Genomic DNA, 22,948 nt, shown 5'->3' with positions numbered 1-22,948 from the left:
AGACAACACATTTATTATTAATAATAAATAAAGCTATTACTCTCTATTATTTGAATAAAATAATTGATTTGTTAAGTGGAGTATTGAATAAAATAAGAGGTAACATGAATCCGTTACCTCTTATTATAGGTTAGGGTGCTTAGATACAAACACCGCAATTAAATAAGGAAGTTGTGGGGGATCACTCCCCCACAAGATTAATACGTTTTTACTTCGTATTAACCTGAACGATTAAATACTCATTATTAGGGAGAAATAAACGACAGGTTTATTATCTAATAATAGGTTACTGGGTATTATCATAGTAACGATCATTAGCCCGATTAAAGAATATTTTTTCATTTCCTATTGCACTCCGATTAAAATGGAGGCAAAATCAAATTGTTAGGTTGGAAATTGCCTCGGTTAATGTTTAATGACATAATCGGGGCTTTTCTCTTTCTGGCGCTTGCGAAATGCTTGAACCAGATTGATCCAAGCACCCGCGCAGAGAATAACAAAATAAGATATTGAGGCAACACATTTATTATCAATAATAAATAAAGCTATTACTCTCTATTATTTCAATAAAATAATCGATTTGTTAAGTGGCGTGTTGAATAAAATAAGAGGTAACATGAATCCGTTACCTCTTATTATAAAATTGGGTGCTTAGATTAAAACGTAATAACTTGATTAGAAAATTGCGGGGGATAACTCCCCCACAAGGTTAGTTTCTATTATTGATAAACTTAACCTGAACATTTATATATTCACTATTAATAGTGAAGTTCTCAATTGGATTATTATAGAATAAAGTAATCAGTAATATGGTGATGTTTATACTAATAATAATCACACTAGTCAGAGAATATTTGTTCATTTTCTTGACAGTTCCTCTATAAGGAGGCAGAATCAAGTTCTCAGGTTTGAAGCTGCCTCGGTTAATATGAATATATTTTCCGGGGCTTTTCTCTTTCTGGTACTTGCGAAATGCTTGAACCAGATTGATCCAAGCACCCGCGCAGAGAATAACAAAATAAGATATTGAGGCAACACATTTATTATTAATAATAAATAAAGCTATTACTCTCTATTATTTGAATAAAATAATTGATTTGTTAAGTGGTGTGTTGAATAAAATAAGAGGTAACATGAATCCGTTACCTCTTATTATAGGTTAGGGTGCTTAGATACAAACACCGCAATTAAATAAGGAAATTGTGGGGGATCACTCCCCCACAAGATTAATACGTTTTTACTTCGTACTAACCTGAACGATTAAATACTCATTATTAGGGAGAAATAAACGATAGGTTTATTATCTAATAATAGGTTACTGGGTATTATCATAGTAACGATCATTAGCCCGATTAAAGAATATTTTTTCATTTCCTATTGCACTCCGATTAAAATGGAGGCAGAATCAAATTGTTTGGTTTTGAGGCTGCCTCGGTTAATATTAAATATATTTTCCGGGGCTTTTCTCTTTCTGGCGTTTGCGAAATGCTTGAACCAGATTGATCCAAGCACCCGCGCAGAGAATAACAAAATAAGATATTGAGGCAACGCATTTATTATCAATAATGAATATGTTTATTAGTATTTATTATTTTAAATGTGTAATTGATTTAGTGTTTTTAAAATAAATTATATGGTGATTTAAGCTTATTTTTATTTGGTGATGGAAAGTTATCTTTGCTTCTCTTTGTTATTTTCATTATTAAGTAAGTTACGTAATAATAAAATCCTTGGCATTTTTTAACACCAAGGATTTTTACTTTTATTTTTACTTAATTAAAACTATTTAATTAGATGAATAACTACGGGTGTTGCTTGTGTTGTAGTGGTGGTAATAAGAGTATTGTTATTCTGATGTTTTATAATAATACCTGATTGAGGCGTCGATAATTTCCATAAATTTTTTACGATAATCGTACTACTTATTGGTTGAGAATCGGCAGTAAGCCATTTGCGAGAATAAACACTTACCTCAATTTGATTACCATTATTATCAACTTGGTCATCTTCAACGCCTTGGTAGAAATTTAAATCAGGATTAACTACACTTAGTGTTAATTTACTTTTTTCTACTTTAGCCATTACCATAGTAGGAGAATCACTAGATAATAACGTCGCTTGAGGTGAATCTATATGTGATGCTTCAAAAAAAGCATAGCCTTCTTCTTGGGTTAATTTATCTTTTACCGCATGAAGTTGATTACTATGTTGTAATATGGTGTATTCGGGAGCTTTATTATCTTGTGTTTCAATGGCTATCGCATATTCATAACTTGCATTGGTGGGCGCTTTACCGTGAGAAATAACAGCTGTCGCAAATAATTGCTCTGTTGGTTTGGCGTTTCTATCATCAACAGATTGTTGTTTTTGATAACTAAACTCTACTCTTTGATCTTTGGCTACTTTATATAAATTGCCCGCAGGATCAATTAAGGTATCTGCTTTGTTTAAGGTAAGTTGGGTATCTAATTGATTAATTGCTTTACCATTAATAATGACTGACTGTAACTTAGGAACGGCAAATTGGAATAGTGTCGTTTCAGTGTCATGTTGTTTGTCATCATTTTCAATGCCAGATCCTAAAGCAATAACTCTATTATCAAATAAAAAATATGATTTATTGGCTCTTAAACTTTGTTGCTGATATTTACTATGACCATGTAATTTCATGGCAAACATACTGTTATTATTTAAGCTATTAGCGCCAGAATAACGTTCTGTAGAGATCAACATCTCTTCAATACCTGCACTTGGTAATTGATTTAATTTTGCTTCAAGTTTCTCATAAGGAAGATGAATAGTTGTTGTTCCTGGGTAGCGATTCCAATCCCATCCGGCGTGACTAAATCCTGATTGATTTAAATCCGCGGGTATAAGTTCAAGTTGACCATATTGCAAATAGCGACCATAACGATTGTTATTTTCATAACTTTCATTGCCGACAAGGTAACGGCTAAAACCACGAGCAACAGCAAGCCAGCTCTGTTGTGGTGATTTAACCGAAGCTCGGCGCTGAATGACCATTGAGGCATAATTCATTGCCCACGCACCAATAGGCTCATTTTCAGCTTTAATACCTTCAAAACTCTCTTTGTTATCCAGTTTTGCATACGCCGCAGCAAGGGTTATATCTAATTTTTGTTTACCATCAGGTGTACCTGCTAAAGCCATCCATTTAAAAGGGGAAATGCTTATTTTATGTAATCCTGTAGGATGGCGACCACTTAATACCACCGGAATTTGAGTCTCTTTAGTGTAGATACGCATTTTTAAGAGTACATCTTTCAAGCGTTCATGAGCAAAAGTAGAAAGACGAAAAGGGGAATCACTAAGGGCGTAAATACTAGGTGCTAAGCCGCCAAACGCATCTTTTGCATAGGCGGGATAATGCTGCGAGTGATGAAAAATAGAGCCATCAGATTTAAAACCACCGGCAACACCTTTTGAGCTAAGAATGGTTTTGTTTAGCCAACTTTGTAGTTGTGCTAAGGCTTGTTGGCGTTGTTGATAATCAGGTAGCATCAATAAACTCTTGATCATCCATTGTAATTGAGTATTGAGAATATCAACGTTAGCATCAACAATTTGATGATCTTTTTCAAATATTCGTCCCGTTGCGTTGTACCACATCATTGCCTGTTGTGTTGGTGCTAATAGCTTATTTTCAGCCAAAATATGGCGACCAATAAACCAAGCATCAAAAAGTTCTCTTGTTTGATAACCGACATGGGTAATGATTTGATAGCCGCTTCCTCGTGTAAATCCTTGTTCTAGTACATAGCGAGTACCTAATAAATAGAGGGCATTAAGTTTTTCTCTGTCTGGTATTGATAAAGAATCACTGCGTAAATAAATGGCGGTTTGAAGGAGTGTTTTACCGACGTCTCTTAACATATTAGTATCAAGTAACGCTTTTTTAGTCTCTTCGCTAAAAACGCCATCGACCTTCATAAAATTTTGTCGATTAGGGTGATCAAGCGCTTTCCCTGTAACTGTGCCATCAGCGTGTCGGGTTAATCCCAAGTTTTCCCATAGCGCTAGGTTTTTATTGATCATTTCAGCTGTGATTTTTTTATCGCGGCTCACACCTTGATAATATTCAAATCGCTGATAAATAGAGGCTATTTCTGCTTGATCATCTCGAAACTCAGTATCAAAATTCAACGTAGGATAATGGGCTTTAAACATTTGATCGTACATCAATAACGCGCTCCAATTTTTACTCACCATGGAATTTACAGCGTTATTAACATAGGGGATGTTGTAATCCGGAATTGGCCAACGATTATCTAATGGCACACTAAGAATTATTTGATCAAAAAACAGCGTTCCAGATTGATTAGGTGCCATGATGACTAATTGATCAAAAGTCCCTACTGCACTGCCTTTCATATCACGAAAAGGAACCGCAATACCTCGCCATCCCGTAAAATTCAATTGAGAATCAAAGCTAAGCGCTGTGGTATTCCCCTGTTTAAATTGAAACGTTAACGCGGATGATTGTGGCGTTTCATTATAAATCCACATCATAAAAGTAAGTGGTGTCGCCGTGTTTTCCTTATCTTGATAATTCACAACATTATTAAGAGTTAGTGCTGTATTTGGTTGATATTGCCATTTTAATGATTGAATACCATCTTTCGCATGTTGCGTACTTAGTGATAGTTGATTGTTTGGTGAGGTTGTTATGGTATTTGGCATCTCATCTTCAAAAAGATAAACATCACCAAAGGTTTCATGTGATAGAGACGGTAATGCGAAAGCAGGTAAAGATAAGCAGAGGCTAACTGTAATAGCGCTCGCTAATGTATTTTTTATTAGCATAATAAGATGTCCTGCAATAAATAAAAAAGGAACGCCGTTGCGTTCCTTTGCATTTAATTAAGGAAGAGGTGAAAGATTAATTTCCTGTGGAATACCGAAATAGCTAGTAAAAGTTAGCTCAGTGTTATCACCTGAAACTTTACTTGTTACTTCACTGTTTTTATCAATAGATTGCCACTTTCCGTTAATTGTCACATTGATAGCTACAGGTGTTGCTGCTTTTTGACGCGTCATATTTAAATCTGGTGTAACTGCGCTGATTACCAAGATATTATCTTTTTGGTGCGCCATAATAATTGAAGGTTGATTGGTTTTTTTAACCCATTTATCTTCAATTGTTGTCGGCTGATAAAATGCATAGCCTGTGATATTGCTAAGTTTATCGTAAATAATATGGACATCTTTATCTTTACGAAGCACTTGATATAACTCATTTCCATTATGGAATCTTTGAGCAAATTCAGCCATTTTTTCTGGTGTTGCATCTAAAAAGACCATGTATTCATAGCTAGCGTTCTTTGGTTGAGTGCTGTTATCAATCCACGCTGAACTGAAATTCCCCTGTGTTGGTTGACGACTTTTATTTTCAGCCGAAGTCTGGTGTTGGCGGCTTACATTTACTTTTTCCGCTTGGGTAATTAAGTAGCCATTTCCATTGCTATCAATTAACCAATCGCCTTGTTTTAGCGTAGTTTGATAGGGGAAACTCTCTACTTTTTGCCCATTAACCCAAATGGTATTGAGCCTTGGTGTTATGGCGTGTTGAAAAAGCGTAGTTTCTACATTTTTATTATTATCACCACTATTAATATTACTGCCGATAAAAATAAGGTGATTATCAGCAGCAAGCACGGTTTTTTTAGCCGTGAAATAGGGATCAAAACGCTCAAGATTAGCCGGATAGAGTAAATCAAACGCCATCATGCCATATCTGTTTTCAAGAGCTGAAGTACCACTAAACCCACGTTCTCCTCGCTGCATTAGTGTGTGAGGTTTTGGGCTATCTAGCTCTTTTAGCGAAAGATGAATTGTGGTTGCACCTGGTATTCTATTCCAGTTCCAACCCTCTTGTTGAAAGCCTTGTTCGCCTTGATCTCCCCGATTTACTATTTGAGCCACACCATGACTTTGATAACGACCATAACGGTTGTCTTTATTGTAAATTTCAGATGACCAAACATTGGTGTTATAGGCTTTTAATGTCACCATTTTATCTTGCCAGCGATGAATACCAAAAGCACCGCCATTAAAGGCATAAAAGCCTTGTGGTAATGGCGCCGGTGTAATAGTTTCACCAAAAATAGCGTTAGATTCACCCACTGTTTTATCTGTGATAGCAAGATAAATAGAAGCAAGCGTTTTATCAGGTGATGAAGGTGCTGACATAGCAAGCCAATAATAACCTTGAGCAATCGATTTTAATGATGGCGAATTAAAAGGATGCCTCCCTGCTAGCGGTAATCCCACTTCCGGGTTGCTATAAATCCAAGCTGAAACCATCGCTTTTTTCAAATTATCCCAGCCACTTTGTCCAACAGAAAAAGGCGTTGCGCGTAATAAATAGATAAGTTGAGAGGCATTTTTAAAAGCAGGAAAGGAGTAACCTGGATAGTTACCTTCGTGTCGCCAAGCCGTGCCATCAGGGCGTAAACCATCTTTACCGCCCGGAGGGGTTTGTGTTAATGCACCAGTGATGTAGTGGCTAAATGTATTAACTAGGTTGATGCGTTTTTGATCATCTGGCTCTAATAATAGCAATGCAAGATGTTGGCGTGATAGTGTATTAAAGTAATCTAAGTCAGAGCTATCTGCGCCAACTTTCATATCAAAACTACTTTTAAACTCCCGTGAATACCAAAGTAATGAATCATAGACTTGAGTCTGTAAGTTGGCTTCTTTTAATGCATCAGACATTAATAATGTCGAGATATACCACCAACGTGAGCTATATCCCCAATGGTGAGTCGTCACCAAAGCACTACCATCAACAAAACCTTGATCAAGTAAATGCTCAGTCATTAGCAAATACATCTGTTTTAGTTGTGCTTTCTGTGCCGGATTTTTTTCAAGCACATAAGCACGACTAATATTAAACATTAAGGTCGTGTAATTACCTAAAATAACGTAGTTATCAAAGAGTTGTTTATCTTGGGTATTTAGATGTTCTGGTTGATAAATAATGGTCTGCTTATCGGTAATTAAATGGCGACCTTGTAATGTTCCATCAGCAAGACGATGGATCTTAAGTGCATCAAAGTCACTTTTTAATTTAGCGGTGTTCTCTTCTAATGCCAGATTTGTCTCTTTTTCGCCACCTACAAATTCATTGATTAACCGTTGGCGAATAAGGTCTACTGCGGCTAAGTTTTCAGGCGTTACTGCTAATTGGGGTTGTATGGTATGAAACTGGATTTCTGGCTCAGATAGACGGGTTTTAATTTGATTATCAGACCATTGATAACGAGCGTCATCTACAGAAAACATAATGCGGTCGATATAAAATTCGCCTTGGCTAATATTGGATGGTGCTTTAAAACGAATACTATCCACATTTGCCCCTAAAGAGCGACCAATGGAATCTTGACCGCTGTCTGCTGAGGTATGTATTGCATTCAGCGACATCTCTCGATTTTCCAGATCGTTGTTTAGTGATACACCTATTGCGCGCCAACCAGTAAAATCGAGTTTTACTTTAAAACCGCCTTGAGCATCATTAATTGCATTTAGTTTTTCACCTAAATCAATAGTGAGATAGCCTTTTACGGGTTTTTCATTGTAAATCCAAAATGAAAGTACGGGTGTAGAAGCTCGCCCCCACGCCTTTGAAGCTTCTTTATCTGTTGGAACAAGCATTTTTTTATGCAAAATAAAACTACTGCCACCTTGCCATTTCCACAGTAATGACTTATCTCCCATAATGCTTCGTTTATCTGATAATAAAAGCTCAGAGCCTTTTTCAGCAGTAAAATCAGCTAAAGGATTATTTTGTGCAAAGTGATAAATTTCAGATTGCATCAGATTATCTGGATTAAATGCAGGGCTATTAGTTGCTGCAATAGCACTATGATAAGGGGCTGATAAAAGCCCCAGTGTGATTGCTAATGCAGTAAAGCGAAATATTGGCATTATTTTCTCTCCTTAGAAACGCTGGCTAACAGTAAAGCCAATACGTCCTTCATTGAATTTGTCATAACGCTGATATCCCATTGTTGTGCCCAAATTTAATGAGTTTGTAATATCAATATTTGCGCCTAATTCAGCATTAATAACATCACCACCTACGCTATTACCGATAATGTCAAAAGTGCTTCCAGCAGTATTAAAATAGGTCAAACTATGGCGCTGATTAATATTGTTTTTGCCACCTAATGCTTTGTAATAGGCAATATTTAATGTGGGTGTTAATTTTCCATAACTAGTTTTATAACTATTCCAAAAAGAGACAGAGCTACCTAATTGATTAACGGCATAGCGCTGACCATAAGTTCTCATTGATAATGCAGAGCCTGTCTCTTCCCATGAGTCAATATTTAACCATTGATATTGATAGGTAAGCATTGGCTTAATATGAATAAATTCGAAATCAAGATAAGTACCAGCGTTAATTTGATAACCTAACTGAACACCAGAGTAACTTCCCTTAGCTTTTGTATTTCCTTGCCAGCCAGTATTTGCACCAATATCACGTTCACTATCAACGGTGTAATAGCCAATATTTAAATTACCATTTAAGAATAATGTATCACTATACCAACCGGTATAAGGCATAAATTCAAAGTGACTAATTTCTTTACTTGCACTGCGCTGTTTAGCATCCGCTTTGGCATAGTTATAAGCTAAAGAGACGCCAATCAGTGCGCTTTGATCAATTTCATAATCTGCACCAATTTGAATACCAGTACGGTAGGTGTTATAGCCATTTATTTCACCTTGCTGGCTTTGTGTGCCATAACCATATAAAAGATTAGCCCAGCTATTCCAACCTGCTTCACGTTCTTCTATTGGCAATTGATTATCATAGCGTAAATAACGATGGTTAATATTATTACGCATATCTTCAACCATTATTAAGCCAGATTGAATATCACTACCATCAGCAATAGGTGTTATATCATTAGATAAAGCTGCAATATTATTATCATCATTACCAGCAGCCACTAATAAACTTAATGCTTCATCAGAGACTTGGCTACGTGTATTATTAAACTCATTAAGTACGGTAGGAATAATAAAGTTTGTTGCTGCCAATGCATTTTCACCTGCGCCACCACGTTCTGCGGCACTAATAAATTTATCGCCACCTTCGTAACTTATACCGTAACGAGCAACCAATTGATTACCACTTACACCACCGCTAATATTTGGTGGTGTTGTTTCTAACCATGAGTCTGTTTTTTCTAATAAAGGTGAAACATCAGGGGCAACTGCATTAGCGTCAGTAACGGTAATACCAGCTTCATCTTTAATAGCTGAGTTTGAGGAAATTAAAACAATATCTTTATTTATAATATTTTCAACGCTACTACCTTTAAAATCAAGTTTAGCTTGGCTTCCTTTTTTAAAAGTAACATCACCGTCTACGTGAAGAATAGCGTCATCAGTATTGGTATTATCATCAAGGCGAAAAATAAGCTGACTATTTTCCTTATTCATGAAATTACCTTCCCAATGAATCGTTTTATCTTTACCTTGAATAGTTAAATTACCGTGGTTTTCAATTAATGGAACACCTGTAATTTGGTAGCCATCAAATAAAGCACTTTGACCACCACCTTGGTAAGCAAAGTTAATTTTAGTATCTACATGATTATTACCTAATATATCTCCGTAGATTTCACCATTAACGTCACTACGAAAACCTGTTTTCAATGTTCTAAAATCAATAGCGGCTGTTTTACCACGAATAATGGCGCCATCTCGAATATAAATACCTGTACCTCGTTTTGGGAAATTACCTTCAACAAGAATAGCGGTGCCATTTTCACTGGTAACGTTTGAACCATTTAAGTTAATATTACTACTAAAGGATGCACCTTGATTAATTTTAATTGCATTGGCACCATCACCAGTAACGGTAATATTTTTAGTCATTGCCTGAGCTTTATACTCTGTCGGGGATGCATTAAATACAACACCATCGCCTTGAGAAACAGTAACATCTTTATTTATTTGTGCATTGCTTCCATCATTAATATTAACAGTTTCACAAAAGTTTAAAGTAGGATCACAATCAGCTGCCCATGCGGATCCATAAATAGCTGAAAGAATAGCAGCGCTCAGCAATAACAATTTTTTATTTTTCACAATATAACTCCATGAATAATTTTATGATTTCAATTATTAGAACGTCGCTCGGAATGAAATTTTGTAATAATTCTGAGTCGATTTACTGCCATTATTTTGATTTTCAACTCGTTCATTATAATATTCAGTCATCAGTCGCCATTGAGGGCTAATTTGATAAGCCATTTGTAATGTATAACGAGTCATATCTTTATCGAGATATTCACCTTTACTGGTTCTATCTTCTATTTTTCCAAAAATAGATTTACGCATTGAAGGCGAAACAATTAGCCCTATTGGCGTTGTCCAGTTAACATACATACGCAGTTGTTGGTTATGATTTGTTTCTTTAGTGTCATATTCATCATGTCGTATTGCTTGCTTTCCACCATCAAAATAAGCAACGGTAGTATTAATGTTCGGTGTAATAAAATAACGAATGCCAGGTTCAATTTCCCAGCCTAAATAATCGGTATTGGTGACGCCATTACTGCGTTTATCTTCTTTCTTTTGTAAGCCAAATAAAACACTACCCGTTAAAACCCAGTCTTTATTAATAGGAAATTGATAGTTTGTTTTTGATTCATAAAAATCCATCGTTAAACGGCTACCATTATCGTAATTGGTAATGTCTTGACGAACTTTTAAACCTGGTTGGATCCAACCATTATTAAGTTTAAAACGATAGCTACCTTGTAAGTCATAACGTTGATAGCGGTTTTTATTATCATGCTCACGTTGACGAAAGCCAACATCAAAATACCAGTTAGATTTATCTGGATTAATATTAAAATCTACACGGTAACCGGCATAGTTATTTGGTGTATCGTAATCGGCAGATTCCCAAGAAAACATTGCATTAACATTTGCTGCATAAGAATGAAAAGAAGTTAAACCTAAGCCAAGAAGAGGTAAGAAAAGAGCAATACGAAGTTTGTTCATGGTGTATATCCAATTCTTTATTCGCTGTATTGTCGAATTTTAGTTATAAGACATTTATCTCCTTTTATAATAAAAAGGAGTGTTTATATAAGCGAATCGGGTTTATATATAGCGCCATAAAACTATGGCGCAGATATTTTTATTATTTTTCTTCACATGTTGATATTGTTTTATTTAATTTATTCGTTGTCGCTGTAATAAATTCAGATGGACGCCAAGAGTCTCCTGTTTTTTCTAGCCAAGGGATTAATTCTTCTTTAATAAGTTTCTCAATAAGAGGCTTATTATTATCAGCAACGTTTTTCATTTGATAAGGATCGTTAACGTTGTCATACAGAGTATATTTCAGTGATTGTCCATCTTGTCGATCAATAACTAAAGTGTGAGTTTTTGTTCTTACGCCTCTTTTACCAAAAGAAGGTTCACCATAAGGAATAAATAGATAAAGTTGAGAATTTGCTGTGTCGCCTTTACCTGTAATAACTCTATCTGCTAAGTTGCTGCCTTCTACTGAATCAGGGATCCATGGCGATAAACCTAATAAACCAAGAATAGTTGGATAAATATCAGGTGCTGACATTAGTGCATCATCAGTGCCAGGTTTAATTTTACTAGGTAAACGAAACATCATCGGTACACGCATCGACTCTTCATAAGGATTATTTTTTGTTGCTTGCCCATTAGCGCCTAAGCAACTGCCATGATCAGAGAAGAAAACAACCAGTGTATTATCAGCCAACCCTTGTTGTTCAAGTTCATTTACGATACGACCAAATTGCGCATCAACCCCATTAACCATCGCCATATACTCTTTAAAGTACTGAGGACCATAGCCTTCTTGGTATTCAGTATCCCACTTCACATTAGGTCGAGTATTGAGCTCTTTTGAAGTTTTTCCTTGATAAGCTTCAAGATATTTTTTAGGAACTTGGTCATAAGGGGAGTGAGGTGGATTCATTGAAACCACTAATGCAAATGGTTTTGAATCATCACGAAACTGTCCATTTTCATTTTTGAGGAATTTAACCGCCATATCGGCTTCATGTTCTGGTCCCCATTGATCAATATATATCGGCTTATCACGAGGTGTATCGTTTGCCCAATACATCGGCTTCATATGTAAGTCATAAGTGCCATAGGAGTACCAAAAATCAAAACCATGACGACGATCTGGTGCTGCCCATTCATTCCAATAACGACCTTCCATTGGATTGTTGTAGCTCTGAATAAATGGCTCGTAAGGTGCATCAAGATGCCATTTACCGATATAACCAGTACTGTAATCTAATGATTTTAAAACATCAGACCAGCATTTAGCGTAAGGTGATAAATCAATTCCTACCTTTCCACCATAATCATGTGCATTACCTGTAATTCCATTACGAACAGGATATTGCCCTGTCATAAACATGCCTCTAAACGGCGAGCATAATGGGTAGTTAGAGGCCATTTGAGTCATTACTTTGGCCTGTTTCGCAAATTTGTTAAGATTAGGTGTGATTGATGGGTCTTCTCCCATAAACTGCAGGGCGTGTGCACGCATTTCATCTGGAAAGATAATTAATAAGTTCGGTGCATCTGCTGGTCGTGAATTTGCTTTAGCCGCAATATCCCCTGAATTAGCAAGAACAGGTGTAGAAACTGACATTGCTGCACCGCTAGCTGCGAGTCCTTTGATAAAAGTTCTGCGGGAAACAGTCATTGCTTCCTCCTATTTTACGTTTACTTTCGATTTGGTGTCTTTTATCTTATTTATACTTTTGTATAAGATCAAAAAGTAAGTTAACGAAAGATCAAGAATTGAAAGGGAGATCACAGAATGGTGTCGTTTTGTAGGTAATTAGACAGAAAAAATAAGATTAAAATTATCTTAAGAATAGATAAAATTTTTGTTAAATTTCATATACTATTGATTTTATTGGAAAATAATAAAAGTGTGATGTAGTGGGCAAAAATAGAGTTTGTTGAGATCTATTCTTATTTGGATACATTGGTATAAAACGGAAAGGTTTTTCTTTCGTTTGCTTTCACTGTCCTACCATTATCCACCATGATTTATTTTCAAATTCAAACTGTGCTGCTTGATGCATACCTATTTTTTTATGGGCTGCTAATGAACGAATATTGCCTTCATTGATAAATGCAATAGGGTGACCACCATGTAAAGCGCAGATAAACTGGTAAAGATCGTGCAGTAATGTTTTTCCTCTGTGAGCTTTTTCTATGCAGACAGGACCATAAAACCAATTATTTTGTGTAATAGCAGGAAAACGGCGGTGAATTTCTTGTGCGATAGGAGGAAGTGAAAACGAGGTAACAGGAAAGCTAAAAACAACAGCAACAATATGTTGCTTAAATAGTGCGACAACTGTGTTTGTACTGCTTTGATACATTGCTTCGACTTTATTTAACGGGTATTCCCCATACAAACCACCTTGCTGAGATTCTGCGTTGGCTTGCAATAACTGTGTAACAGCATAAAGATCGTCATATGTCATTTTTCTAAAGATATAACCCATTTTACACCTTGCTATAATTTATATCTGTTAATGTATATTATATAGCTGTTGGTGGTTTAAACTAGTTCTCTTTTTTATTTATGATTTTTATTTTTAGTCGATCTATGTTTGGCAGCAATAATTAATTACTACTGCCTTATTGTTTTTATATAATTGTTAATGTATTACCAACCTAAAGCAATACCACCACCGATAGTTATCTCTTTTTCGCTATTGAGTGACGAGTTTAATCTAAATGCAATATTATCATTTGGTATATATTGAATGCCACCCGCAACAGCGGCACCAGTACGGTAATTACTAATACCAATACCACTACTAAATTGTTGATGAGAAATATAAGGAATACTCGACATTGCAACAGAAGAGGCTATTGCAGCAAGTACTTTTTTTTCTAAATCAATGAATTTTTTATCTAGCGTTGCAATTGAGTTTGAAAGTATATCTTGACGTTTTTTAACGTAATCATTTAAATCGGCAATATTTGCGTTCTTTAATTCATGAGCAAAATCTCTTTTTAACTGACTAATACTGTGATCTGTTATTCTTTTATTTTTATCTATCCATGCTTTGGTTTGAGCGAAGTTCACGGCATCTGTGTTTGCTTTACCTTCGCTAACATTAACTAATCGCGATGTTTTTTTTTCTTCTTTATTACCAAATGAAACCGTGTTTTCTTCAGTTGCTAATGCATTGTAGCCTATCGCAACAGAACGATTATTCTGAGCTTTGCTGTTTGGACCTATCGCGATAGATTGATTGCCGGATGCTTGGCTATTATTGCCTAAATTAACCCCTTCTATTAATGGTGTATTTTCTATTGGAGTAGTATTTGAATAAGCGATGGATGAAAATAAGAGTGGTAATAAAACTAACTTTTTAAATATCATTTAATTTAATCCTGTAAATAATAAAGGAAAGGTCGGTTAATATTAAATGATTCTTTTTTTATCACAAATAAAACCAATCAAAAATAGTCTTAAAAATAGTTATCAATAAAACCATTTGCAATTTAATTTATATTTAAAGTGTTTTTGTCTTTTTTAATGTTATGTTTTAATTGTAATGGTAATGTTGAAATTAAAATAGAAAGTGAAGTTATAAATGCTGCATCTTTAAAAGACGCAGCGTTATATTGAGAAAGGTTAATATTTTTTTCTAAATGCAAAAGCAACAGAAATAGCTTGTAATAAACACATTGTAGACGTTTGTGAGCGAAAGGTTTTTATTTGAGCCTCTTTTACCGTTAAGCAGACATCACTTAAGCTGGCTAATGGGCTTATTGGACTATCAGTAATAATAATTTGTTTCGCTTCTTTGTATGCTGCAATTTCACACATTTTCTGCATTTCATCTGAGTAAGGATGAAAGTGAATACCAAAAAGTACATCTCGGTGAGTAATATTTCTGATTTGCTCTCGATACATTCCACCAAGGCTGTTAACGAAAACAGTCTCGCAAGGGATGTGGGAAAGTGCATGAAAGAAATAGCTAGCCGCACTAAATGAGTGGTGAAAACCACAAATATAGATAGTCTCTGCGTATTCAAGTAGTTGTAATGTTTTACTCAGCATTTCCCTATTGGTCTGATTTGCCAATTGTTGCAATGAGTGGCTATTTGCTTGTGCAAACTCTTGCAAAATAGATGCAGGCTCATTCAGGTTAGGTGGATCCTCTTTATATTGGTGTTTATAAGTTAAATTTTCATTTTCGTTAACCATTTCATTCATCAAGTGATGTTGAAATAATTGTTTCATTTCATTGAATCCATTGAAATGAAATGCGTTAGCAAAACGAATTAATGTCGATGGAGGAACATTTGCTTTATCTGCAAGCGTTGCAATTGTATCAAATGCCACACTGTTTTTATTATCAAGTAGATAATGTGCAACCTGCTGTAGCCTTTTACTTAATCCATTATAGCGGGAGCGAACTTGTTCCTGTAGTTCATTCAGATTTGTTGCAGTAGACATAGTGCCCTCAATAAAAATACTACTCTAATTGTAATGTTTTTTTAAGGTGAGTTGAATGTTTTTAGCTAATAGTAATTAAAATGAAATAAATGGTTGAATTTAAATAAATGGATATACTAAAGGTAATTATTTGATGTTTAAAACTCTATTTTATTTTTTTATTTATGAAATTATTATCACTTAGTGAAATTATTTTTTCTATTTTAATTTAAATGAAATTATTATTTCATATTTTTGGTTTTAACTTAATTATTTTATTTCTATTACTCCTCATTTTTCGTATTTTATCTAAAGCGATAATATTTGTTTAAAATTTAACTTAGGGTTTTATTTTTCATTAACAATGAAATGATTAGTTTAATTATAAGGGATTTTACCATCTTTGTGCGCAATGGCTAATATTTGTGATATGGCGCTTGCCTTATTATCTAATAATAGTAATTTATCACTATCTTAATTTAAATTTAATATTATTGGGTTAATACACAGAGTATGTATAACGACGAATCATGGATTGGTTTTTTAATGCACTATTTTCATGATCACTACTCAGAAGTGATCCCGATTATTTTTATTGTTTGTTGTATAGGTATTATTTTTGGTGTTGTTCGTGAGATGCGTTGGTTATCAGTGTTTTTTACTTTTCCTTTGTTGATATTTATATTTTGCTTAATTGCCTCTATTTAGGTTAGGGGTAGCAAAATTCACTATTTGTATAATAAATTAGAGGGTGAATATTTTTCTTTAAGATATTTTTAATTATTTCTCATTTCTCATTTCTCATTTCTCATTTCTCATTTCTCATTTCTCATTTCTTATTTCTTATTTCTTATTTCTTATTTTTTATTTCCCCCAATTTTATTTGAAGAAAAAACAGTTGATTAAATTAGTAATAACAAAATTATGACAGTTGAATTAATAAAATGAGTTAAAAATTTTATTTTTTGTTATACCTTATAATCAAAAGCGATATTGAATAATAAACATGGTGACTAATAAGATGTGGTTACTTATTGATTATTATTGATAAAGATATACAAATAATTTGTTGAAAAATAGACTAACATTTTATGTTTAATCGACTAATATAGATAACATATTGTTAATGAATAAATTAAATTGGAAATTATTATGCAATGGCGAAATACGACTAATCGCTATGGGCACTTGTCGCTTCTTTTACACTGGGGCACAGCGCTAACGGTCTATAGCATGTTTGCTCTAGGTTTATGGATGGTGACACTGGGTTATTACGATAGTTGGTATCATTCAGCACCGGAAATACATAAAAGTATTGGTATCATTTTATTTATTATCCTAATTATCCGAGCGGTATGGCGTTGGGTTTCTCCACCGCCTAAAGCGTTGTCTAGTTATAGCAAATTGACACGGATAAGTGCGCATATTGCTCATATGCTTCTATATTTAATTTTATTTTCAATTGTTATAAGCGGTTATTTAATCTCAACCGCTGATGGTCAAGCTATATCAGTATTTGACTGGTTTTCTATTCCTGCCATTTTTACTGGTCAAGCAGAACAAGCTGATTTAGCGGGGGATGTTCATCTTTATTTAGCATGGGCGGTTGTTTTGTTATCGCTATTACATGCCGCTGGTGCATTGAAACATCATTTTGTAGATAAAGATGTGACATTAAAACGTATGTTAGGAATACGAAATAGATAATTAAATTTATAACGATATAATTATGGAGAGAACAATGTTTAAGAAAGCACTATTAAGTTTAACTGCGGGTGCACTGTTATTTAATGCAAGTTCAGCATTAGCCGCAGATTATGAAATTGATAAACAAGGTCAGCATGCTTTTGTTCAGTTTCGTATTCAGCATTTAGGTTATAGTTGGCTATATGGCACATTTAAAGATTTTAGCGGTACATTTAGCTATGACAAAGAGGATCCGTCTAAAGACAAAGTTGATGTTGTTATTAAAACAGGCAGCTTAGACACCAATCATGCAGAGCGTGATAAACATTTACGCAGCGCAGATTTCTTTAATGCTAGTAAATATCCTGAAGCAAAATTCGTTTCAACAAATGTCGCTCGTAATGGTGAGAATTATGTTGTCACTGGGGATTTAACCTTAAATGGTGTGACTAAACCGATTTCATTAGATGCAAAATTAATCGGTGAAGGAACGGATCCTTGGAAAGGTTATCGCGCGGGTTTCGAAGCAACGGGTAAAGTAAATCTGAAAGAGTTTAATTTTAAATCAGATTTAGGACCTAAATCTCAAGAAGCAGAATTAATTATTTCTGTTGAAGGCGTGAAAAAAGGCTAATTAGTTTTTTATCGATATAAAGATTTTCTATATGATTTATAAACCGATGCAGATTAGCGTCGGTTTTTTTATGCGCAAAATAGACTAATTGTCTTATACTTAGGTAATATTTCTTCTCTAGTGAGAATAGAAAAATATGTCTTTATTAGTATTTTCATCTTTTTTAAGTTGAGCTAGAAGGGATAAAAAAGAAGAGAATAGGCAACAATTCAATCCATTTATTTAATGAAGAAAGAGTCCATGATGAAAAAATTACGACATGCTTTTTTAAGTACGCTGCTTATCTCTAGCTTTTTTCTTGGTGGTACAACAAAGGCAGATGCCTGTACTCGATTAGTTTATCTTGGTGATGATAATCAAATTATCACCGCTCGCTCAATGGATTGGAAATATGATATTGGCACTAATTTATGGATATTTCCGCAAGGAATGGCTCGCTCAGGTGAAGCTGGTGATAATTCAGTTAAGTGGATATCTAAATACGGAAGTGTAATTGCATCGGGTTATGATATTTCAACCACCGATGGTTTAAATGAAAAAGGATTAGTTGCCAATTTATTGTGGCTAGCGGAATCTGATTACCCAGTGTATACCAAAGAAAAACCAGCTATGTCTATTTCTGCTTGGGCGCAATATGTATTAGATAATTTTGCAACGGTTGAAGAAGCCGTTAATGCGTTAAAAGATGAGCCATTTATTGTATTAACAGATAAAGTACCAGGGCAAGATAGAATGGCAACATTGCATTTATCACTTTCAGATTCGACAGGTGATAGTGCAATTATTGAATATATTGAGGGCAAGCAAGTTATTCATCATAGCAGAGAGTATCAAGTGATGACTAATTCCCCTATTTTCTCAGAGCAGTTGGCGTTAAATAGTTACTGGAAACAAATTGGTGGTACAGTGATGTTACCAGGAACGAATCGTGCCTCAGATCGTTTTGCTAGAGCATCATTTTATGTTAATGCAATTCCTAAAGCACAATCGAGTAAAAAATCGCTTGCCAGTGTTTTTGGCGTAATAAGAAATGTTTCCGTTCCTTATGGGTTAAGTACGGTAGAATCACCTGAAATATCATCAACCCGTTGGCGAACAGTTGCTGATCATAAAAATCAACTTTATTTTTTTGAATCTGCATTATCGCCAAATACTTTTTGGGTGGATTTAAAGAAAATTGATTTTTCAAAACAGAGTGGGAAAGTCATGATGTTATCACTGGGCGAAGAACAATCAGTGATTTACTCTGCCGATGCTACGAGCAAATTCCAGCCAGCAGAACCCTTCAAATTTCAAGGTTTAGATAATATTCCGTTAAATAATTAATGAATCATAACGATAGCTAAAATATGAAATTATCTGAGATATTAAATTTTATAGAGACATCAAAATTAACCCGAAAAGTGATGTCTCTATTACTTATTTTTAATGGCATATTTATTATCTACTCCATATTGTTAGCGCGGGGTATTTATCTCGATTGGGAATTACATGGTTTTTCTCAATGGTTAAAATCTTTAGGGGTATTGAAGTTACTCGATATCCCTAAAGTAATGCTTGCTTGTGCTTTGATATTACTTTCAATATTTATGTATCTTGGTGCAAGAATAGCGTGGTGTGTTTCTCTTATTTTGTTAATTACCATTATATTCTTAGATATTGCGGTTTATCAGCAAATTGATTTACAGGTCTATTTTTCTTTAGCATTGGCGATAGGGTTGCTAATTAGCTGGCGAGCATTTCCTCACCATAGTTTAACGAGCGCAGGATTTGTTGCATTTATTTGTATTATTTCTTTACTGTTATTCTCAATGCTAGGTAGCCTTTATATTGGTGATGAATTTAGACCCCATATCACAACATTGATGGATGCATTTTATTTTTCTGTTGTTTGTATGACAACGCTAGGATTTGGCGATATTGTTCCACTTAGCACTAATGCAAGAGTATTTACACTCACCGTTGTTATTTTAGGAATTACGGTTTTTACTACTTCTATAGTCTATGTAATGGGATTTCTTGCTCGTGGAACGCGCGATATAGTTAAGAAAAGGATCGCAAAGATGCACAATCATTTTATTATTATTGGCTCATCAGTATTAGCTTCACAATTGGAAAAAGGATTAAGAGAGCAGGGCAAAGCAGTCATTGCTATTTGTTGTGATAAAGATTCATCCTCTTATGATGAGCATGCCAGTGTTATTGAAGGTGATCCTACAAATACCAAAACGTTGCTTGCTGCCAATATCGCTAAAGCGAGTTGGGTTGCTACATTATCAGAAAGCGATGCAGAAAATACATTTATATTATTAACGATCCAAGAGTGCCCTAATGTTCAAGCAAAACTAATAACAATAATTAATCAGGATGAAAATAGAGAGAAAATCAGTCGGTTACGACCTGATATGCTATTTTCTTTGGCGTCATTAGGAAAAGAAATTATGATGAAAGTCTTATGTGGTGAAACAATATCATCTACAGATGTGACGGAATTATTACTAAATAAATATTTAAAATCGTAATTTTAATCAAACCGTCTTTACGAAAGATAATGATTATCATAAGATGCATGTAAAATACATCTTAAGTGAGGTTGGATCATGGAACTTGTTAGTTATAAAGCGATGCCTGAGTGGAGTCGTACATCAATACCTTTAATGTTGTTAGAGCGCCATAATACTAAGGAAGGTACTTATGCCCAAATGAAGGTATTACAAGGCAGCATGACATTTGTCGTGTTTAATGATGATGGTTCACAAGTATCGGTTGACTGTGATAGCGAACATCAACCTCCTTTAATTCAACCTCAACAGTGGCATAAAATTGATAAGGCAAGTGATGATGTACGTTGCCAGCTCTCTTTTTTATGTGCACCAGAAGATAAACTTTTTAAAGAAAATGACCTTTCATTGCCTCATTCTGAGGTGCGTTATATGTCAACCTTTACGCAACCTTGTAAGGTATTAGATTTAGGGGCTGGTCGTGGTCGTAATAGCTTCTATTTAGCTTCTCAAGGGTATGATGTAACCGCATTAGATATTAATGCTTCTCATATTGATGCGATTGAAGCGGTTAAAGCTAAAACGGGGTTGGCAGTAAAAAGTGGTTTATATGATATTAATGAAGCGTCATTAACAGAAAAATATGACATTATTTTATCTACGGTTGTATTGATGTTTTGCCAACGTGAGCGTATTGAAGCTATTATCAAAAATATGCAAAATTGTACAAACGTTAATGGTATTAACGTTATTGTTTGCCCTGTTGAAACGCAAGGGTGTGATCCTGCTGAAATTCCATTTAAAACCTTTTTACATCAAGGTGAGTTGGCGGATTGTTATAAGGATTGGGAGATTATTAAATATAATGAAAATCCTGGTCATCTTCATAAAACAGATGCTAATGGCAATCGAATCGAACTTAATTTTGCGACGTTAATTGCACGCAAAAAGTAATAGCGTTATTAAGTTATTACGCCATTACTTTAATGTTATGTTTATAAAATTAATGCACCCAATAATAGACATTGGGTGCATTTTTATTGAGTGGCATAAATGGTTTAGAACAGCTTAATTTTGTGTCGGTGTTGGCTTTATTTCATTAGTCTCATCGCCTTGAGTTGTTGTTGTGTTTTGTTCTTTATTTTTTTGTAATATTTTTTCTAACAACACCGTATAAATAGGGCGACCACCTAATAATTGAGCCAACATAGTTGCACCTAGGCAGGTAATAATCATCGGTAATATAAGTTGATAATTATCTGTCATCTCTAGCACTAGCACGATACCGGTTAATGGTGCTCGTACTGTTGCAGCAAATAAAGCCCCCATACCTGCAATTGCAAATGTACCAATTTCTATTTGATAATCAGGAAAGAGTAATGTTGCAGTTAATCCGAATGCGCTGCCAAAGAGTGTTCCTAATGCTAATGTGGGAGCAAAAATCCCCCCAGGTGCTCCTGAAGCAAAGCTAATAATGGATGTGATAGTACGTAATATAAAGAAAATTAATAATGCGAGAAGAGAATATTGCCCAGTGCTTAGTGCAGGAATAAGACTAAAACCGCCCCCTGTTATCTCTGGAATAACAAGTGTTAATACGCCACAAAGTCCCCCAATTATCCCTCCTGTTAATACAAATCGTGATGTTTTATCTTGGTAAAAACGTTGAAATTGGGCTTGAGCATAAAATAGTAATCGGCTGAAAATAACACCAATAAAACCAAATAACATGCCTAATACAAGATAAAGCCACAGGGTATTTAAAGGAGCGGAGGAAAATTGTCCTATATGTATTACACCGCCTTCACCATTGAAAAGACGAAAAACAATACAAGACATAATAACACCAATAAATACCGCTTTGATTGAAATAAGACTGTATTTAAATTGAGGACGCATCTCTTCAATAATAAATAAGATACCTGCAAGAGGGGCATTAAATGCTGCTGTTAACCCAGCAGCAGCTCCTGTTGCCAGTAATGTATGGCGAGATTCTGTATCTTTTATTCGTGATATATCGTTAATTAATTGACCAATATTTGCCCCTAATTGCACAGTAGGACCCTCTCGCCCTAATACCATGCCAGAGCCTAGTGTACCGATACTCGCAAAAAATTTTACAGGTAATACCCGCCACCAACGAACAGGGCGTACATCTATCATTGCACCCTCAATTTCAGGAATTCCAGAGCCTCCTGATTCCGGTGAGAATTTCTTTACTAAATAGTAACCGAGCATTGCTAATGCTGTGGAAAACAGCAAAGTAACTATTCCTAATAAATAAGGATTAGTTAGCGCTGTTTTTAATTCTTCTTGTCTTAAATGAATAATCCAATTCACACTTTTTTCAAATAACACACCCACTAAACCAGCAAGAGAGCCAACTATTGCCGAAAGAATAAGTACTTTAACGGGTGCAAGGTTAGTTTCTTTGGCTTTTTTAAACACATTAAAGCGCTGAACATTTATAGATTGTTTTAAAAAATTTCGCTTATACATAATTTAATTTTATGGGGTTGATGATGAATGTAATGATAGCGCAATTTAATAATGAAGTGATATTACTCACATAACGTAATCATTCTTAGATTAAGTCGGCATTTTTTC

15 protein-coding genes are annotated in these 22,948 nt (G+C 34.8%); 6 read left to right on the top strand and 9 right to left on the bottom strand.

Annotation, left to right across the window (positions count from 1 at the left end; translation table 11 throughout):
- Window positions 1–1,782: 1,782 nt before the first annotated feature.
- The 8 genes from ABN099_RS08050 to ABN099_RS08015 form a co-directional block, all read right to left on the bottom strand.
- Entirely contained in the window at window positions 1,783–4,824 is a 3,042-nt protein-coding gene (locus ABN099_RS08050) for a chondroitinase family polysaccharide lyase (protein ID WP_349463119.1), read from the bottom strand.
- 57 nt (window positions 4,825–4,881) lie between these two features.
- A complete protein-coding gene (locus tag ABN099_RS08045; protein ID WP_349463118.1) occupies window positions 4,882–7,950 on the bottom strand; it encodes a chondroitinase family polysaccharide lyase in 3,069 nt (1,022 codons plus the stop codon).
- A 12-nt stretch (window positions 7,951–7,962) separates the two neighbouring features.
- A complete protein-coding gene (locus ABN099_RS08040) occupies window positions 7,963–10,128 on the bottom strand; it encodes an autotransporter outer membrane beta-barrel domain-containing protein (protein WP_349463117.1) in 2,166 nt (721 codons plus the stop codon).
- A gap of 36 nt (window positions 10,129–10,164) precedes the next feature.
- Window positions 10,165–11,049 carry an OmpG porin family protein gene (locus ABN099_RS08035; protein ID WP_349463116.1) on the bottom strand — a complete coding sequence of 295 codons (885 nt, stop codon included), beginning with the start codon at window positions 11,047–11,049 and terminating at the stop codon, window positions 10,165–10,167.
- 142 nt (window positions 11,050–11,191) lie between these two features.
- The gene (locus ABN099_RS08030) at window positions 11,192–12,751 is read right to left on the bottom strand and encodes a sulfatase-like hydrolase/transferase (RefSeq protein ID WP_349463115.1); all 1,560 of its coding nucleotides are present in this window, start codon (window positions 12,749–12,751) and stop codon (window positions 11,192–11,194) included.
- Window positions 12,752–13,076: 325 nt separating this feature from the next.
- Window positions 13,077–13,568 (bottom strand): N-acetyltransferase, encoded by a 492-nt coding sequence (locus tag ABN099_RS08025; RefSeq protein ID WP_349463114.1) that lies wholly within the window; start codon window positions 13,566–13,568, stop codon window positions 13,077–13,079.
- Between the two features lie 164 nt (window positions 13,569–13,732).
- The gene (locus ABN099_RS08020) at window positions 13,733–14,458 is read right to left on the bottom strand and encodes a YadA-like family protein (RefSeq protein ID WP_349463113.1); all 726 of its coding nucleotides are present in this window, start codon (window positions 14,456–14,458) and stop codon (window positions 13,733–13,735) included.
- A 255-nt stretch (window positions 14,459–14,713) separates the two neighbouring features.
- Window positions 14,714–15,541: a MurR/RpiR family transcriptional regulator gene (locus tag ABN099_RS08015; protein ID WP_349463112.1), complete on the bottom strand. Its 828-nt coding sequence runs from the start codon at window positions 15,539–15,541 to the stop codon at window positions 14,714–14,716.
- Window positions 15,542–16,033: 492 nt separating this feature from the next.
- On the opposite strand from ABN099_RS08015, the gene ABN099_RS08010 reads away from it, so the two are divergent.
- The 6 genes from ABN099_RS08010 to tehB all read left to right on the top strand — a co-directional run bounded on the left by ABN099_RS08010 (window position 16,034) and on the right by tehB (window position 21,295).
- The gene (locus ABN099_RS08010) at window positions 16,034–16,228 is read left to right on the top strand and encodes a hypothetical protein (protein ID WP_349463111.1); all 195 of its coding nucleotides are present in this window, start codon (window positions 16,034–16,036) and stop codon (window positions 16,226–16,228) included.
- Between the two features lie 444 nt (window positions 16,229–16,672).
- Window positions 16,673–17,227, top strand: coding sequence for a cytochrome b (locus tag ABN099_RS08005; RefSeq protein WP_349463110.1), 555 nt, complete (start codon window positions 16,673–16,675; stop codon window positions 17,225–17,227).
- A 34-nt stretch (window positions 17,228–17,261) separates the two neighbouring features.
- The gene (locus ABN099_RS08000; protein ID WP_349463109.1) at window positions 17,262–17,840 is read left to right on the top strand and encodes a YceI family protein; all 579 of its coding nucleotides are present in this window, start codon (window positions 17,262–17,264) and stop codon (window positions 17,838–17,840) included.
- Between the two features lie 240 nt (window positions 17,841–18,080).
- Window positions 18,081–19,166: a linear amide C-N hydrolase gene (locus ABN099_RS07995; RefSeq protein ID WP_349463108.1), complete on the top strand. Its 1,086-nt coding sequence runs from the start codon at window positions 18,081–18,083 to the stop codon at window positions 19,164–19,166.
- A gap of 23 nt (window positions 19,167–19,189) precedes the next feature.
- Window positions 19,190–20,362, top strand: coding sequence for an NAD-binding protein (locus tag ABN099_RS07990; protein ID WP_349463107.1), 1,173 nt, complete (start codon window positions 19,190–19,192; stop codon window positions 20,360–20,362).
- Window positions 20,363–20,440: 78 nt separating this feature from the next.
- A complete protein-coding gene (tehB, locus tag ABN099_RS07985; RefSeq protein ID WP_349463106.1) occupies window positions 20,441–21,295 on the top strand; it encodes an SAM-dependent methyltransferase TehB in 855 nt (284 codons plus the stop codon).
- A gap of 114 nt (window positions 21,296–21,409) precedes the next feature.
- On the opposite strand, the gene clcA is transcribed toward tehB, so the two are convergent.
- Window positions 21,410–22,840, bottom strand: a complete 1,431-nt coding sequence (gene clcA / locus ABN099_RS07980; protein WP_349463105.1) for a H(+)/Cl(-) exchange transporter ClcA — start codon at window positions 22,838–22,840, stop codon at window positions 21,410–21,412.
- Between the last annotated feature and the right edge of the window lie 108 nt (window positions 22,841–22,948).

The sequence above is a fragment of the Proteus hauseri genome (assembly GCF_040139125.1).
Lineage (GTDB): Bacteria > Pseudomonadota > Gammaproteobacteria > Enterobacterales > Enterobacteriaceae > Proteus > Proteus hauseri_B.
Note: the sequence above shows the minus strand (reverse complement) of the source record. Positions and strands in the feature narration are given on the sequence as shown.

What these genes read in the sequence shown, in the direction of transcription:
- ABN099_RS08010 (WP_349463111.1), top strand. Translation starts at nt 16,034, where the DNA reads ATGTATAACGACGAATCATGGATTGGTTTTTTAATGCACTATTTTCAT.
- ABN099_RS07990 (WP_349463107.1), top strand. Translation starts at nt 19,190, where the DNA reads ATGAAATTATCTGAGATATTAAATTTTATAGAGACATCAAAATTAACC.
- clcA (WP_349463105.1), bottom strand. Translation starts at nt 22,840, where the DNA reads ATGTATAAGCGAAATTTTTTAAAACAATCTATAAATGTTCAGCGCTTT.
- ABN099_RS08000 (WP_349463109.1), top strand. Translation starts at nt 17,262, where the DNA reads ATGTTTAAGAAAGCACTATTAAGTTTAACTGCGGGTGCACTGTTATTT.
- ABN099_RS07995 (WP_349463108.1), top strand. Translation starts at nt 18,081, where the DNA reads ATGATGAAAAAATTACGACATGCTTTTTTAAGTACGCTGCTTATCTCT.
- ABN099_RS08005 (WP_349463110.1), top strand. Translation starts at nt 16,673, where the DNA reads ATGCAATGGCGAAATACGACTAATCGCTATGGGCACTTGTCGCTTCTT.
- ABN099_RS08025 (WP_349463114.1), bottom strand. Translation starts at nt 13,568, where the DNA reads ATGGGTTATATCTTTAGAAAAATGACATATGACGATCTTTATGCTGTT.
- ABN099_RS08045 (WP_349463118.1), bottom strand. Translation starts at nt 7,950, where the DNA reads ATGCCAATATTTCGCTTTACTGCATTAGCAATCACACTGGGGCTTTTA.
- ABN099_RS08020 (WP_349463113.1), bottom strand. Translation starts at nt 14,458, where the DNA reads ATGATATTTAAAAAGTTAGTTTTATTACCACTCTTATTTTCATCCATC.
- ABN099_RS08030 (WP_349463115.1), bottom strand. Translation starts at nt 12,751, where the DNA reads ATGACTGTTTCCCGCAGAACTTTTATCAAAGGACTCGCAGCTAGCGGT.
- ABN099_RS08035 (WP_349463116.1), bottom strand. Translation starts at nt 11,049, where the DNA reads ATGAACAAACTTCGTATTGCTCTTTTCTTACCTCTTCTTGGCTTAGGT.
- ABN099_RS08050 (WP_349463119.1), bottom strand. Translation starts at nt 4,824, where the DNA reads ATGCTAATAAAAAATACATTAGCGAGCGCTATTACAGTTAGCCTCTGC.
- tehB (WP_349463106.1), top strand. Translation starts at nt 20,441, where the DNA reads ATGGAACTTGTTAGTTATAAAGCGATGCCTGAGTGGAGTCGTACATCA.
- ABN099_RS08015 (WP_349463112.1), bottom strand. Translation starts at nt 15,541, where the DNA reads ATGTCTACTGCAACAAATCTGAATGAACTACAGGAACAAGTTCGCTCC.